Source organism: Peribacillus acanthi (genome assembly GCF_003073175.1).
In the GTDB taxonomy this organism is placed as follows: Bacteria; Bacillota; Bacilli; order Bacillales; family DSM-1321; genus Bacillus_BN; species Bacillus_BN acanthi.
In genome coordinates, this window is the sequence record NZ_QBBX01000007.1 from 48,318 (window position 1) to 61,591 (window position 13,274).

Here is a 13,274-nt window from a genome sequence, read left to right on the forward strand (position 1 = left end):
GGGTTAATTTGGCAGCAAGTGAATTGAAACATCATTGGTTTGGGAAACGTATAAAAAGAAACTCTAAAAAAGGAATTGAGTAACATTGACGGAGTATTTCTATTTATTAATATTATCATTCGTAATTCTTGTGGGGATGTCGGCTTATCTTTGGTATTTTTACAAACTGAAAAAGAAAAACGGAGATTCGTATAAGATAGAAATCAAGTCCATTCTTGCCGTGGTCTTTTTTATTCTTCTATCAGGGTCTCTGTTCGTTCATTCTTTGTTAGATTTACCTAACGTGTTGGCTAATAAAACGGAACAATATAAAGGGAAATGTGAAATATGGATATTTGAAAGTGCGAGAGGAGGACATACTTCGGTGGACTTTGAAAACCATAGCATCATGTTTCCTGAGAATTACCAAGGGGCAAAGGAAGGAAGCTACTACTGCGAAGTGGATTATTATCCACGAACTGAAATGGGAAAATCATTGAAATTTTATCAATCAAAGGGTGGAAAATCATTGAATTAGAAATACGTCTCTACTTTAACTATAAAGGGCATTGCTTGGAATAGGGATGCTTTTTCTTATTAAACAAAAGGTCAGGTAGAGTTTAATAAACTTTCTAGAGCTATAAGTCGTTAATGATAAGAAGAATAAAGCTATATAATCATTTATTGTTTGATTTTTCCATTGGAAATTGACTTGATATTCATAATAATTTTCTCAGGTGATGAAATGAAAGATTTTGATTTATTAATAATAGGGGTCTCTGTTATAATCTTAGGTCCTATACTCATTGTCCTGTCTTGGGGTCATTTAAGTTGGCTTATTGAGGTAATAAAAAGTGAACGTGCTGATACCAAATGGTTTGTTCTTTTAATTGAATTAACCAGTAATAACCTTGGAACTGTTGGTTCGTTCTTAGCAGGGATTTTTATGACTCTAATGGGAGCTATTCTAATGATTGCTTTTTTAGTGGAGGGTATTCTGTCTTCTGTTAGGTAATAAAGTTGTATTAAGACTTGTTGAAACATTAGGTTCTGTTAAAGAACAATATTCATTTTCTTGTTGAACTAACGGCTGCGTTGATCCAAGAAGGATTAACGCCTTTTTTGTATAAGTCTTTATTGAAAAAAAGGGGAAGAATAGTTCATTTAGCATTTATTTTACCAACATTTTTTGGAGGCATCGAATGGGAAGATATCTAATTGGGATTGTAATGGTTATTGTAGGATTCATACTCTTAATCATTACAAAGAATAATAACTTTAAAGAAGTTGAAGAATCATTGGTGATAGCTAATCATTTTTACTATTTGGATTAATATATATCGTATATAAAGTTATTCGAAAACGTTAAAATCCATCTTCGATTAACGGGAGCAAGTCCCAGATCGTGCTGCCATATAGGGCGGTAATTTTTTTATCTAAAAAAGGGGCATGTTTGTGAATAATAATAAAATAATTTGATTTATAAAGGCAAAACGAAAGAATATAATTATTAAAAATGGGTCTAGAAGAAGCCACTAGTTACCAATATACAGGATGATAATACTCTGCGATAATTTCACTGAGGGAAGGTGAAAATCATAGATACAATTAAATTCATTTTTATTATTTTCTTGCTATTAGGATCAATTGCCATCATGGTATGGATTAAAAAGAAATTCAATATAAATGAAAAAATAGGCTGGTATTATAAGCCAGTTAATAACCTTCATAAATGGTTGGAAAGATCATTTTTGATAGTATGGTTTGCATTTATAATGGTAGGATTAACACTTGGAATTTCCGTAAAGAGTTATTTTTTGTTTATCTTTTTACTTGTTTTTGCTGGTCTCCGAGCATTTATGGAATGGAAATACGAAGTAGAAACAAAGCGTTATTACCTATCATTAATTAATGTAATACAAGTGTTAATAATCTTAATTATTCTTCTGTAATAGATACAAGTGTAGCTAACAATACTATAAAGAATTGATGGGGGATGAATTTTTAACAGACCTCTCCCTTATTTTTGGTCGATTCATTTGTAGATTGTAAAATGATTCACTTAAACTATCGGGCAGTTTTCTTGAAGAAGGAATATTGGTTTATAGCAAAGAATAGATAACAACTATAAAATTTTAGGGAGTGAGAAAATGATGATTAATAATGAAATTATAGGTTCTAAAAGTATTCCTTTTAGATTGATTGAACAAAAAGAAGAAACAAATAATTTAGTTATTGTCTTACCTGGGGCGGGTTACACATCACAAGCTCCATTGTTACACTTTGCAACAGGGTTATTTTACAATAAATGTTTTGATGTATTACATATTAACTATACATTTAGTAGACAAGAGATGTCTGCTCTAAATGAAAGGGATTTCGCAAGAGATGTACAACTTGCAATCGACAACGCAATCAAGGACAAGAAATACAGTAATTATTATATTGTGGCTAAATCAATTGGAACAAAAGCTTTGAGTTATCTGCTTGATAATACAATGTTGAAAACTGCAAAAGTAGTATGGTTGACTCCATTACTACAAAATGATGACGTATTTAATACAATGGTTAACAGTGATAATAAAGGACTTTGTATTTTTGGGGAAAAAGATAGTTTTTGTTTTATTGAGGATCGTTTTGAAAAATTGAAAAATAATCAAAATCTTATATTAAAAGTGGTTGATGGTGGAAATCACAGTTTAGAACTTGATAAAGAACCAATAAAATCTATTGAAATACTAAAAAGTGTAATTTCAGATATTAATGAGTTTTAAATTAACGGGGGCGTTGATCTAGGAGGATTAACGGCCTATTTTGTTGATATCCTTTTTAACAAAAGGGGCAGATTAGTGAAAAAAGGAATAAATGTTATGGCTACTCAGATGAGTAGCTTTTTTATTGTTAAAATAAAAATAATGAAACTAATACATAATTCGGTCGTCTTAGCATTAAGTGAGAAATGAGGTGGAATAAGCTTGAGTAGAGTGTTTGGTAAGGAAAATATTAATCCGGAAAATAAAGACGTGTGGTTTGAAATAATTATGGATGAATATGGTGACAGGTTAACTAAGCTTTCCTATAACTATACAAAGGATTGGAATCTTGCAGAAGATATAGTGCAGGATGTATTTATTACTTGTTATAAAGAATATGAAAACATTGATAAGATTGTATCTTTTAAAGCTTGGATATTTAGGATCACAATAAACAAGTGTAAAGATTTATTAAAGAGTTCGATTTTTAAAAGGGTTGTTTCGAACTCTAACCTACTTAAACTTATAAAATCTTCAGAATTGTCACCGGAAATGTCCATAATGAAGAGTAGCGTAGAGGAATTTTTATCTACTTGTATTTTAGTACTACCCCTTAAATACCGTGAAGTTATAACCCTATATTATTATGAGGAATTATCAATTGAAGAAATAAGTGAAATCTTGAAGATAAATAGAAATACAATAAAAACTAGACTGAATAGGGCAAGGATGAAATTAAAAGCATTGATGGAAAGGTGGAAGTAAAATGGAGAAAGAACTCAGTAACTTAAGGAACGCAATGAATTCTTCCACTCACAAAGGTATACACTTTACAGATTTACAGAAAAAAAAGATTAGAGCTTCACTTCACGATTCAGAAAAAAATATGATTAGAAAACCAAATTTATATATTTATTTAATCACCACGCTGGCAGCATCCTTATTTATTCTACTCTTTTATACAGATATAATAGCCAACTTATCTTTAAAAGATGGTGTTAAGCAAGGAGCCAAGCAGACTTTAGAAAGCGAATGGAAAATTAGAAACGATTACTCAAGAAATGGTAAAGTACTTTTTTATGTTTTCGAAGATCCTTATCTGTCTGCCGGTAAACCTTTTGGTTATATTTTTAGTTTCAAGGAACCTTTTGATGCCTATAAGGGAAAAGAAATAGAAATATACGCAACCCATAAAGATACAGGTGAGCGTATAAATGTATTACCTTCAAAAAAGGTTACCGAACCATCCTCTGGTTATTCTAGTTTAGGAAGGTTTACTACAATGTTAATTCTTCCAAAAGGTGGACTTTGGAAATATGAGGTCTATTTTGATAAGAAATTTTATGGTGATGTAGTATTGTCAGTTGGGAAAGAAACAATTTTACCAAAAAATATTCCTAATTTTGTTCAAACAAGTGACTTTGAAAAGATTGATTGGAACCGTAAAGCTGTGTATATAGACAACAATATCTTGGGGAATAAACATAAATCAGGTGTTATTGGTGCTGATATGCCAAGCATAAACATCAACCAAAAGTGGATGTGGCACCTTTGGGGCATTGAAAATCGCAAGGAAACTAAATTAACGGTCGTTGGATTTCACAGAGAAACGGGAACTGTCCATCAAATACTAACCACAAGTTGGACGATAGGTCTTGGAGGAGAGAATAATGGAGCAGATGCCCACGCACCTTCAAGCGTGAACATTCCAACGGCAGGAGAATGGGCGATTTTACTTTATGTAGATGGGAAATTATTCGATGTATTAGTCTACAACATAAAAGACTAATAAATTAAGTAAGGGAGGACGTTAACAATATTGTTAACGTCCTTCTTTAGGAGCACTCTTATAGTTTGTGAAGAATTGTTCTTTTGCTAAAGGGGGGATGATCTAAATTATCGCTCTATATTATTGAATAAAGATTTAAATACTGTTATGTTGCTAAAACCAGCTAATAGTTTGTCAATATTTTTCAATAAAAAATATAAAAATCTAATGCTATACTAAAAAAGGGCATGCCAAACAACCTTCCGTTAGTCTGATTTTGGAAGGTTTTGTGTTATTTAGTTAGATATAGGTTTTAATCTATATCTTGGAAAGTCGAACTGTTCTTTAAAAGGGCAAATATCCAATGTAAGAGCTTATTTACACATGCAATAACAGCTACTTTAAAGGGTTTTCCTTCTTCACGTTTTTTATCATAGTACTCTCGTAATTTCTTATTACGAGGAATAATTTCATCACTTGTTTTGCTCTTTCGACAGTCACGTATAGCACAACGAACAGCCATATATAAGGCGTGACGAAGCCTGCTAGACCCTCTTTTTGTGATTCGATTTTTGGTGGCTGTAAACTTACCAGATTCGAATACACTCGGATCAACCCCAGCGAAAGCTACAAGCTTTTTAGGATGAGTAAAACGATCAATCTCCCCAATTTCAGAAATAATCGTTGCCGCGATCTTTTCTCCGATACCAGGGATAGATTTGATAATATTATATTCTTCAACTTCTTTAGCGAGAGCATCTATCTCAGACTCCAACTTGGATAGATGCTCTTTGTATTGAAGAATGATGTTTATATACATACCAAGACTTAAAATATGACTCTGATAAACCGTCTTTTCAAACGGATTTCGGTTTGCTGCAGCCTTGAGCTGAATAGCTTTTTCATTAGCCCATCGATGTGAACGACTTTTACATAATTCAGCGATTTTGTCGGCTATTGTTTCTTCACTTGCCTCCAATATATCTTCAGATGAGGGAAACTCTGAAAGAGTTAACAGTGATACTACCGAATATAAGTCACCAAAAACACCTCTGTATTCGGGGAAAACCTGGTCCAGAATTGCTTGAAATTGAAGTTTTGTTTGAACCATTACCCCCGTTATATTCTCGTGCTGTCTAGTAAGATTCCGAAGGTTTAAAAGTTGAACTCCTCGCTTTTTATACGGCTCAAGATCCTCTTTATAAAACAGCTCGCAGAGATGGTAAGCATCTACCTCATCTGTCTTTACTTTCCGAAGACTTGAACTTTTCGCCTTATAAGAAATCAATGGATTAATGATGATTAATAAATATCCTCTGTCCTCCAAGTATTGAACAACAGAGGAATGATAATGTCCCGTTGCTTCTAGGACGATAGGTGGTTTCTTACCTGTTTCTATCTTTACGACCTCTAGAAACTCAACAAGTAAATCAAGACCTTCAATAGTATGAGAAACTTTAAAACTCTTACGATATGGTTTGCCTTTATCCAAAAATGCTTGAACCTGACTTTCTCCTTTCGAAACATCCAGACCAACGACTGGATTCATTCTAAATCCTCCTCCTAAACTAGTAATAAGCCAGTAACCCCTAATTCCTCCATGTAGTGTCACAGCTTCGCTTGTTATACGAGATCTAAGTCCCAACCAGCCTCAATCATGTTTCTACAAGTAGGGGGCGAACAGTTTTAGCAACGGGGTCAAAGCCCCAGGGGCAGTTACGTTCTACCTTGGCCACTGATATAATAAGACCAAATAAAAAATGGTCAACCAGAAATATCTGGTGACCTTATAATACGAAGGGGCAGATTAGTGAAAAATAAATTGTATAGAAAGAAGGTGAATATTGCTTTGAACAAAGAAGAGAGACAGAATAGATTAAACGAATTATTAGCTGAACGAAAAGAAAAAGAAGTTCTTCAATCTAGAAAACAAAAGCATAATGAAGTTAAAGAATTATTTGAAGAAGTATATGAGAATTCCTTAGATATGGAAATATTAGAATTCAGTAAAAGTAATTTAATAATAAATGATTTCTCTGAAACTTTTCCTATTGCATTTTGGAACAGGATTGAATGGGAGAATGACATTGTTAATAAACTTGAATTGAATATACAGGATATTGAAAATATCCCTGAGATATTGCGGTCTAAAGGGTTTGATCCATCAACATCTATCTTTATATTTTGGGGTTATGATAGTTATCCTTGTATTAAAACTACAATAAATACTACATTGTTAAGCAAAATTGAAGAAATTGTTTGGCTGGGAACAGATTTATATATTTTCTGCCCAAACCAGAGATTTGTAATTGAATTTTTCCATGATGATTCCATAAATATTGGGTGGGTATAAGCATTGTAATGTTTAATGCTGTCATTATGGCAACATTTGTTGAACGAAAACCTACTTTGTTTTAGTAGTCCCTACATAGTGCTACAAGAAAAGAGGTAAACATATGAAAATTAACGTAGGAGAAGGCATTTTTATTTTTTTATATATCTTAGTTTTATTGGGTGTTATTGCAGCTAATGCAATAGCATTTTTGTATGGGTATTAGACAGTTATTTAACTAAGGGGCAGGATAGTTTAAGATTACGAGCTTATGCAGCTCTTTTTTATTGTAACGGTAAAATTTTTTAGAAAGATAACTTAACTAAATTATGTTATTGTATATGTAAATATTATCCAAAAGGAGAGTGTAGCGATGTCATTGTCTTCAATCTTGTTTTTAGCAATACCGATTACCTTATTGATCTCATATGTTATCTCGTTTCTTCTTGGGAAAATTAAATCTCAAATTGTGTCAATGGGAATGGTGTTTTTAGGAATCCTACTTTGTTATTTTGGTAATGAAAATGGATATAACGGAGGACCTATTGTAGTTACTGGCGTTTTTTTCATACTTGTTGGGTTTATCTCAGGCATTTCATTAATGATAGTCCACATTAAATCAAGTTCAAATATAAAAGTATGAATACTGTCATTTGATGGGAGTGGTAATATGAGAAAAAAGATCACAGTATTAATAGTAATCTTTTTCTTATGTTTTATAGGATTTACAATGTTTTATAATGGATTCTTGGGAATTGAGAGCATTACAATTCAAAAGGAAGACGAACCATTTCAAGAAGGAAAAGTTATCACTGACAAAGATAAAATAGCTATTATTACAGGAATACTTAACAGGGCAAATCATATTACGCATACAGCTTACAAACTTGCAATTAAACCAACATACAAAATTCAACTAACCTATAAAGATAAAAGTACGGAAGTTTTATATGTCATCGAAAATTTTGATAAGGATATTACTCTTCTTGATAGTGATCAGGGTGATTACTACAAAATTAGTGAAAAACAAATGAAAAAAATTCTAGAACTCCTACTAAAATAACCAAAGCAAATTGAACATCAAGAACTCATTTTAGTATTTGTCTTATTATACAAACGGGAGTTTAGTGAAATAAGAAACTAAAATCATTATAGAACGTCTACAATAAATGAGGTGATATGTAATGATAAAATTGTATTTCAAATTGCTTATTCTTTTTGTTTGTCTATCATTGGTTGCTTGTTCTAATGAGAACTTGGAAGAAGTAACGATATATGATTTAGTAAATGGTTCGGAAAAAGTAGTTTTGACAGACAAAAAGTCAATTGAAATAATTAAAGATGTAATCAAAGGTGCAAACAAACAACCTGGCATTGTTGATATGGCAGACCCACAATACAAGATAAATCTGGGTGATGAAATTTATTTTCTCTGGCTCGCTAGATCAGATGGAACAATAGGAACAATTATGAATACAAAAGACACTCATACTATTTATACATTATCAGAAAGGTCAACTACACAACTTAAAGAATTACTATTAGAAATCAAGCCTAGATAATTGTAAAAACTCTTACTGTGCTAACGGAGGCAAGAGTCAAAGATTGTGATCGCTGTGGCGGTTTTTTTGTTTGTTTGACTAACGGTCAGGATTGTTGAAAAAGGAGTTGTCGTTGAGACTAACGGGTTCGGTTCAGAAGTACAAAACTTAAAAAAACATTACAATTAACAATGTAATTAGCATAAAATTTGAACCTTATTTAGCAAAGTAAATAGCACAAAAAAAAGGCGTGGGTTTCTGACCAATGTCTTATTAGAATTTTCATTTATTATTTGTGTGATGTTTCTACATTCGTTTTTTTAGAAAACGAAAATTTTATTAATCCAAGCACTAAAAAAGCCATACTGATAGCCCAAAGAACACCTGTGATACCAAGACGCAAAGATATTTCTTCAGAAGCCATTGAATGGCTTACATCAAAACTGATTGCGTCTAATGCTCGGATAACTGCCCAACTAAAAAATACTAAATACCCTATCACCAATCCATAAGCGGCTCTATACGATTTCCGTTTTTTCGAAAATAACAATAGTATTACAACAATGAAAGTTATTCCCATTATGATTGAAAATCCGCCTATCAACATACCCATTGTTTCCTGCTCCATTGGCATATTTTTTTCACTCCCTTGAAAAGTATCTTCATTACTTATTTTAACATAAAATACCAATTCACTTTCGATTAATGGTTATTGCATAACGGGTTTTTAGTATGTAAAAGTAAAGAGAGCTAGAGTTGAAGATCGGAACTGTCATCTAGGAAACTTTTTTTATTGCACTAATGAGGCATTATATAAAGAAAACATCATATATTTTGAAGTGTTTCTTTTCTGTATTGGGAAATATTTCTTTAATTTTTTCACAATATTAATGGAATCCTAAATTGGAAAAACACCACAAAGGAGACATTTATATTATGAGGAATGGGGCTTTTTCCAAATTAAAAATAATCACAACTTGTATGATTTTATTTCTTTTTCTTCCCGCCCTCACTAAAACCGTAAGTGCTAACGAATCCATGTTGCCTGTTGCACCGATTTATATTGATGGGGAACCAATTGATACAAAATACACCCTAAGAGAAGGGCACTTGCTTGTACCTGCATTATTTCTTAAGGACACAGGAGCATATGTTGATTGGAATGAAGAGTATAGATCGGTAGTTTTTAGCATGAAAAATATAAAGTTTGCATTACCAGTAGGAAAAAAATTTTCCGATGACTATGTTGGAGGTACCTGGAAGCGCTCCTCTTTACCAACAGAAACGCTTGATTTTAATGGAGTACCTTTTGTTCCTTTAATTACTGTGGCAAAAAAATTAGGGATGGATGTAAGGTATGATGCTAGTTTAGCGCGAACCTTTATTACGACCAACTATTCGGTTAAGGCAAATAATATTAAACAGGCAAATACATCAGAAAAGCTTGTTGCCCTTACGTTTGACGATGGACCGGAAATTCTCAATACACCAAAAATTTTAGACATATTAAAAGAAAAAGGTGTACCAGCAACTTTTTTTGTCATGGGAAAACAAATTAAACAATTTCCCGATGACATGAAAAGAATAGTCAATGAAGGACATGCAATAGCAAACCACACCTATAATCACAATGATAGCAAAGTGATTTGGACCGATCAGTTACGAAAAGAAATTCAGTCTACTCAGGAAGAAATGGTAAGAGTAGTTGGCAAAAAACCTGATATATTCCGCCCGCCATATGGGTCCTTTTCAAAAGCTGATATGCGTTTATTAAATGAACTTGGAATCCGTAATATCTTATGGTCTGTTGATACACTTGATTGGAGCGGTACAACCGCAGAAGATATTTTAAAAATCGTTCACCGTGACATATCGCCTGGAGGGATTGTGTTACAGCATAATTTTCAGTCCGACCGCTTAATAGGTACAGTCGAAGCGCTGCCGAAGATAATTGATGAACTTAAAGCCAAAGGCTATAGATTTGTAACAATCCAAACTTTATTAGCAAGCCAAACGGAGACTCCCAATCCAAACCAGTAACCGTTAGAGGATATAGGAGAAAAACCAGCCGAAGATGTTTTAGGTGGTAAAAGTCTGGGTGAAATGACATATCCTTACCAGCCCTAATAAGGATATTTAATAATCTGTTATAAATAAATTAAACATTTAAAGATGATTAACATGTAAAAACCAGGAATATTTAAATTTCTGGTTTTTGATATTAGACTTAAAAATTTGTCACTATTTCCCCCATTCTTTAAGTAACCAAAACAATGTTATTTTCGGTAAACTTTAACAATAATTTCCAAAGTATTAATTAGAAATATCAATAGAAAAAAATTATCAGTTTTATCCTCGAATACTTTAATTCCTCCATTGCAAACTAAAAAGGATACGGCGTTGTGATGGATGCTTATTAAAAAATGAAAGGAAAAATTGAATGAAAAAAATATCCCTTTTTCTTTTTTGTTTGGTTTTATTCACACAAATCAATTTATCTTCTGCATATGCCATTAATAATCCTCGGAATATGTATGATGTTAAACCTGGAGATTATTTATGGAAAATTGCCAATACCTATGGGACATCTGCTGAAGACCTGAAACTCATTAACGGGCTGCAATCAGATTTCATTTTTGTTGGTCAGAAATTAAGAGTGCCGATCATGTATGAAGTGGTTCCCGGAGATACTTTATGGAAACTCTCCTTTGGGTTTAACTCAACCGTTCAATTAATAAAAGAAGCAAATGGGCTGTCGTCAAATATAATAAATATCGGACAAAAATTAAAGATTCCACCTAAAAGATTGAACATACAGGGTAAGTATGTACTAATGACAAGAGAGGAATTTAGGGACTGGTTATTTAACCACCAGTTTACAAGAAGAATCGGCAAAATCCAGCAGCACCACACCTATCAGCCGGCTTATCAGCAATTTACGGGAAACAATCATTTTGTCCTTATGAAGGGAATGGAGGAGTACCATGTAAAGGATATGGGTTGGAGCACAATTAGTCAGCAATTGACCACTTTCCCTGATGGGAAAATAGCGGTAGGAAGGCCATTTAATACACCGCCTGAAGGTTCTTTTGGCCTCCTTAATGAATCAGCCATGCGTGAGATTGAAGCTGATGCCTTGGCTATTGAAAATGTAGGTAACTTTGATGCAGGTAATAACCAGATGACTACAGAACAAAGGGAAACTATATTAACCGTTACTGCCTTGCTAATGATGAGGTTTGGCTTAACTCCTTCAATAGACACAATCACCTACCATCATTGGTGGGATATAAATACAGGCGAGAGAGTGTTAGATAATAGTGAAGGACATGCTATTAAGACCTGTCCAGGAACAGGATTTTTCGGAGGAAACTCCACTGATAATGCTCAAAAAAATTTCTATCCTCTTGTAAGGCAAAAAATGCATGAGATTTCATCATCCTGGCGAAATCCTTTATGACTTTATGTAAAAACCAAAGTGCCCCGGTTTCCATTCCGGGGTATATTTGTGTGTTCAAACAAGCGCATATTATACCATTTAATCGTGAAAAATAAACCAGAAGAAAATCCTAAATAAAAGGGGAAAAAACCGATTATGAGGTATATTAAGTTATTGTGTACATACATGTTGATTTTTGGGTTCACAGTCCATTTAGCACCCAATCCAACAAAAGCCAGTGTGAATACTGTTCCAATTCATAACCTTTACCTTCCGGTAAAAAATTCAACGATTCGTACTCAAAAGATCACTCACGTAATGCTCCACTTCATTTCAAATGCGGCCACTAAACCACAGAATCCGTATAATATAGAGGATATTTATCAGTTATTCTCAAAAAACGGTATCTCAGCTCACTATATGATTGATAGGAATGGGGCCATTTTCCGTTTGGTCGGAGAAGAACGTGTTGCCTTCCATGCAGGGAAGGGGAGTTTGCCGGAATTCCCTGCCTATACCGATAGAATGAACGAGTTTTCTATTGGTATAGAATTGTTGGCAATTGGCACCAAGAATGAAATGCTACCAATGATGTCCGAAAAAACATATAATTTAATTTCTCGCAACAACATCGGGTATACAGAGGCTCAATATCGTTCTCTTAATAGCCTATTAAAAGGGATTTTTAATCGTCATCCTTCTATAGGAAGAAGTAAAACTTATGTGGTGGGGCATGATGAATATGCTGTTGGGAGAAAAACGGATCCAGGGCAGTTGTTTGAGTGGTCTCGGGTTAATTTTAAGAGACCAGGTGTAGGTCTTCCTATACATACAGTCGTAAAAGGGGAATCATTATACCAAATCTCAAGGAAATACTCTGTATCAATAGGCTTTATAGCAGATTGGAGTGGCATAGACCCCACCAAGTATCTTCAAGTAGGGCAGCAATTAACCATTCCGATATACACGGTTCAATCCGGAGATTCTATGTGGAAAATCGCACAAAGATACAGTGTAAGTGTTGAAAGCATAGCTAATATTAACAGTATCAATCCTAATTCGTTATTATGGGTTGGCCAAAAGTTAATTATCCCATAAGCTGCCTTGCACATATGTATCAAAAAAGTAAAATCATTAGCTGGACTATTTATTGACCTTTAATATATAAGTGCAATTTTGGGGATAGGTATTGAATTAAAAGGGTAGTTTGTAAGTAAGCTAGGAAGCAATGTTCAATCTTAAATATAAATACAATTTAAAGCTCTATAGAAGAATCCATTTTGATCAGCCTTTTCAAAATGGATTCTTTTCATTTTTTAAAAATATTGGTTTTCGAAGTTTTTTGACCAAACTTTTTTCAAACTATTTCCTTGTCCTTTTAAAGTTAGAATCAATTCGGGTAAATATTTTATTTATAGAGAATCATTAGGATCTGAAGATGCTTTATTGTGATAGAGAATAT

Annotated in this window: 16 protein-coding genes; 14 read left to right on the top strand and 2 right to left on the bottom strand. The window is 33.2% G+C overall.

The window, feature by feature from the left end; translation table 11 throughout:
* Positions 1-85: 85 nt before the first annotated feature.
* From DBX25_RS08750 to DBX25_RS08775, 7 genes are all read left to right on the top strand, one after another.
* Positions 86-517 (top strand): hypothetical protein, encoded by a 432-nt coding sequence (locus tag DBX25_RS08750; protein WP_108670411.1) that lies wholly within the window; start codon positions 86-88, stop codon positions 515-517.
* Positions 518-724: 207 nt separating this feature from the next.
* Entirely contained in the window at positions 725-994 is a 270-nt protein-coding gene (locus tag DBX25_RS08755; RefSeq protein WP_108670412.1) for a hypothetical protein, read from the top strand.
* Between the two features lie 187 nt (positions 995-1,181).
* Positions 1,182-1,313 (top strand): hypothetical protein, encoded by a 132-nt coding sequence (locus tag DBX25_RS21630; RefSeq protein ID WP_276309599.1) that lies wholly within the window; start codon positions 1,182-1,184, stop codon positions 1,311-1,313.
* 255 nt (positions 1,314-1,568) lie between these two features.
* Positions 1,569-1,931 carry a DUF4181 domain-containing protein gene (locus DBX25_RS08760; protein ID WP_108670413.1) on the top strand — a complete coding sequence of 121 codons (363 nt, stop codon included), beginning with the start codon at positions 1,569-1,571 and terminating at the stop codon, positions 1,929-1,931.
* A gap of 198 nt (positions 1,932-2,129) precedes the next feature.
* Entirely contained in the window at positions 2,130-2,753 is a 624-nt protein-coding gene (locus DBX25_RS08765; RefSeq protein WP_240620217.1) for an alpha/beta family hydrolase, read from the top strand.
* A gap of 210 nt (positions 2,754-2,963) precedes the next feature.
* The gene (locus DBX25_RS08770) at positions 2,964-3,497 is read left to right on the top strand and encodes a sigma-70 family RNA polymerase sigma factor (protein ID WP_240620229.1); all 534 of its coding nucleotides are present in this window, start codon (positions 2,964-2,966) and stop codon (positions 3,495-3,497) included.
* A 34-nt stretch (positions 3,498-3,531) separates the two neighbouring features.
* On the top strand, positions 3,532-4,521 hold the full coding sequence (locus DBX25_RS08775) for a DUF4871 domain-containing protein (RefSeq protein ID WP_240620218.1): 990 nt from the start codon (positions 3,532-3,534) through the stop codon (positions 4,519-4,521).
* A gap of 292 nt (positions 4,522-4,813) precedes the next feature.
* Here the strand turns inward: DBX25_RS08775 and DBX25_RS08780 are convergent, their stop codons facing one another.
* On the bottom strand, positions 4,814-6,049 hold the full coding sequence (locus DBX25_RS08780) for an IS110 family RNA-guided transposase (RefSeq protein ID WP_108670415.1): 1,236 nt from the start codon (positions 6,047-6,049) through the stop codon (positions 4,814-4,816).
* Positions 6,050-6,310: 261 nt separating this feature from the next.
* On the opposite strand from DBX25_RS08780, the gene DBX25_RS08785 reads away from it, so the two are divergent.
* The 4 genes from DBX25_RS08785 (at position 6,311) to DBX25_RS08800 (ending at position 8,394) form a co-directional block, all read left to right on the top strand.
* Positions 6,311-6,853 carry a CDI toxin immunity protein gene (locus tag DBX25_RS08785; protein WP_108670416.1) on the top strand — a complete coding sequence of 181 codons (543 nt, stop codon included), beginning with the start codon at positions 6,311-6,313 and terminating at the stop codon, positions 6,851-6,853.
* Positions 6,854-7,205: 352 nt separating this feature from the next.
* Complete coding sequence (locus tag DBX25_RS08790) at positions 7,206-7,475, top strand: hypothetical protein (RefSeq protein ID WP_108670417.1); 270 nt, start codon at positions 7,206-7,208, stop codon at positions 7,473-7,475.
* Between the two features lie 27 nt (positions 7,476-7,502).
* Complete coding sequence (locus tag DBX25_RS08795) at positions 7,503-7,895, top strand: YhfM domain-containing protein (protein WP_108670418.1); 393 nt, start codon at positions 7,503-7,505, stop codon at positions 7,893-7,895.
* 121 nt (positions 7,896-8,016) lie between these two features.
* Complete coding sequence (locus DBX25_RS08800) at positions 8,017-8,394, top strand: YhfM domain-containing protein (RefSeq protein ID WP_108670419.1); 378 nt, start codon at positions 8,017-8,019, stop codon at positions 8,392-8,394.
* Positions 8,395-8,662: 268 nt separating this feature from the next.
* Here DBX25_RS08800 and DBX25_RS08805 read toward each other — a convergent pair whose 3' ends face one another.
* Positions 8,663-9,007 (bottom strand): hypothetical protein, encoded by a 345-nt coding sequence (locus DBX25_RS08805; RefSeq protein WP_240620219.1) that lies wholly within the window; start codon positions 9,005-9,007, stop codon positions 8,663-8,665.
* A 302-nt stretch (positions 9,008-9,309) separates the two neighbouring features.
* Here DBX25_RS08805 and DBX25_RS08810 point away from each other — a divergent pair, with 302 nt between their 5' ends.
* The 3 genes from DBX25_RS08810 to DBX25_RS08820 all read left to right on the top strand — a co-directional run bounded on the left by DBX25_RS08810 (position 9,310) and on the right by DBX25_RS08820 (position 12,910).
* Positions 9,310-10,413 (top strand): polysaccharide deacetylase family protein, encoded by a 1,104-nt coding sequence (locus tag DBX25_RS08810; RefSeq protein ID WP_108670420.1) that lies wholly within the window; start codon positions 9,310-9,312, stop codon positions 10,411-10,413.
* A 400-nt stretch (positions 10,414-10,813) separates the two neighbouring features.
* Positions 10,814-11,833, top strand: a complete 1,020-nt coding sequence (locus DBX25_RS08815) for a LysM peptidoglycan-binding domain-containing protein (RefSeq protein WP_108670421.1) — start codon at positions 10,814-10,816, stop codon at positions 11,831-11,833.
* A gap of 135 nt (positions 11,834-11,968) precedes the next feature.
* Positions 11,969-12,910 carry a LysM peptidoglycan-binding domain-containing protein gene (locus DBX25_RS08820; protein ID WP_108670422.1) on the top strand — a complete coding sequence of 314 codons (942 nt, stop codon included), beginning with the start codon at positions 11,969-11,971 and terminating at the stop codon, positions 12,908-12,910.
* Positions 12,911-13,274 lie beyond the last annotated feature (364 nt).

Excerpts from the sequence above, each read along its gene's own strand:
- DBX25_RS08815 (WP_108670421.1), top strand. The coding sequence starts at position 10,814 with ATGAAAAAAATATCCCTTTTTCTTTTTTGTTTGGTTTTATTCACACAA.
- DBX25_RS08805 (WP_240620219.1), bottom strand. The coding sequence starts at position 9,007 with ATGCCAATGGAGCAGGAAACAATGGGTATGTTGATAGGCGGATTTTCA.
- DBX25_RS08755 (WP_108670412.1), top strand. The coding sequence starts at position 725 with ATGAAAGATTTTGATTTATTAATAATAGGGGTCTCTGTTATAATCTTA.
- DBX25_RS08800 (WP_108670419.1), top strand. The coding sequence starts at position 8,017 with ATGATAAAATTGTATTTCAAATTGCTTATTCTTTTTGTTTGTCTATCA.
- DBX25_RS08780 (WP_108670415.1), bottom strand. The coding sequence starts at position 6,049 with ATGAATCCAGTCGTTGGTCTGGATGTTTCGAAAGGAGAAAGTCAGGTT.
- DBX25_RS08790 (WP_108670417.1), top strand. The coding sequence starts at position 7,206 with ATGTCATTGTCTTCAATCTTGTTTTTAGCAATACCGATTACCTTATTG.
- DBX25_RS08775 (WP_240620218.1), top strand. The coding sequence starts at position 3,532 with ATGAATTCTTCCACTCACAAAGGTATACACTTTACAGATTTACAGAAA.
- DBX25_RS08820 (WP_108670422.1), top strand. The coding sequence starts at position 11,969 with ATGAGGTATATTAAGTTATTGTGTACATACATGTTGATTTTTGGGTTC.
- DBX25_RS08810 (WP_108670420.1), top strand. The coding sequence starts at position 9,310 with ATGAGGAATGGGGCTTTTTCCAAATTAAAAATAATCACAACTTGTATG.
- DBX25_RS08795 (WP_108670418.1), top strand. The coding sequence starts at position 7,503 with ATGAGAAAAAAGATCACAGTATTAATAGTAATCTTTTTCTTATGTTTT.
- DBX25_RS08765 (WP_240620217.1), top strand. The coding sequence starts at position 2,130 with ATGATGATTAATAATGAAATTATAGGTTCTAAAAGTATTCCTTTTAGA.
- DBX25_RS21630 (WP_276309599.1), top strand. The coding sequence starts at position 1,182 with ATGGGAAGATATCTAATTGGGATTGTAATGGTTATTGTAGGATTCATA.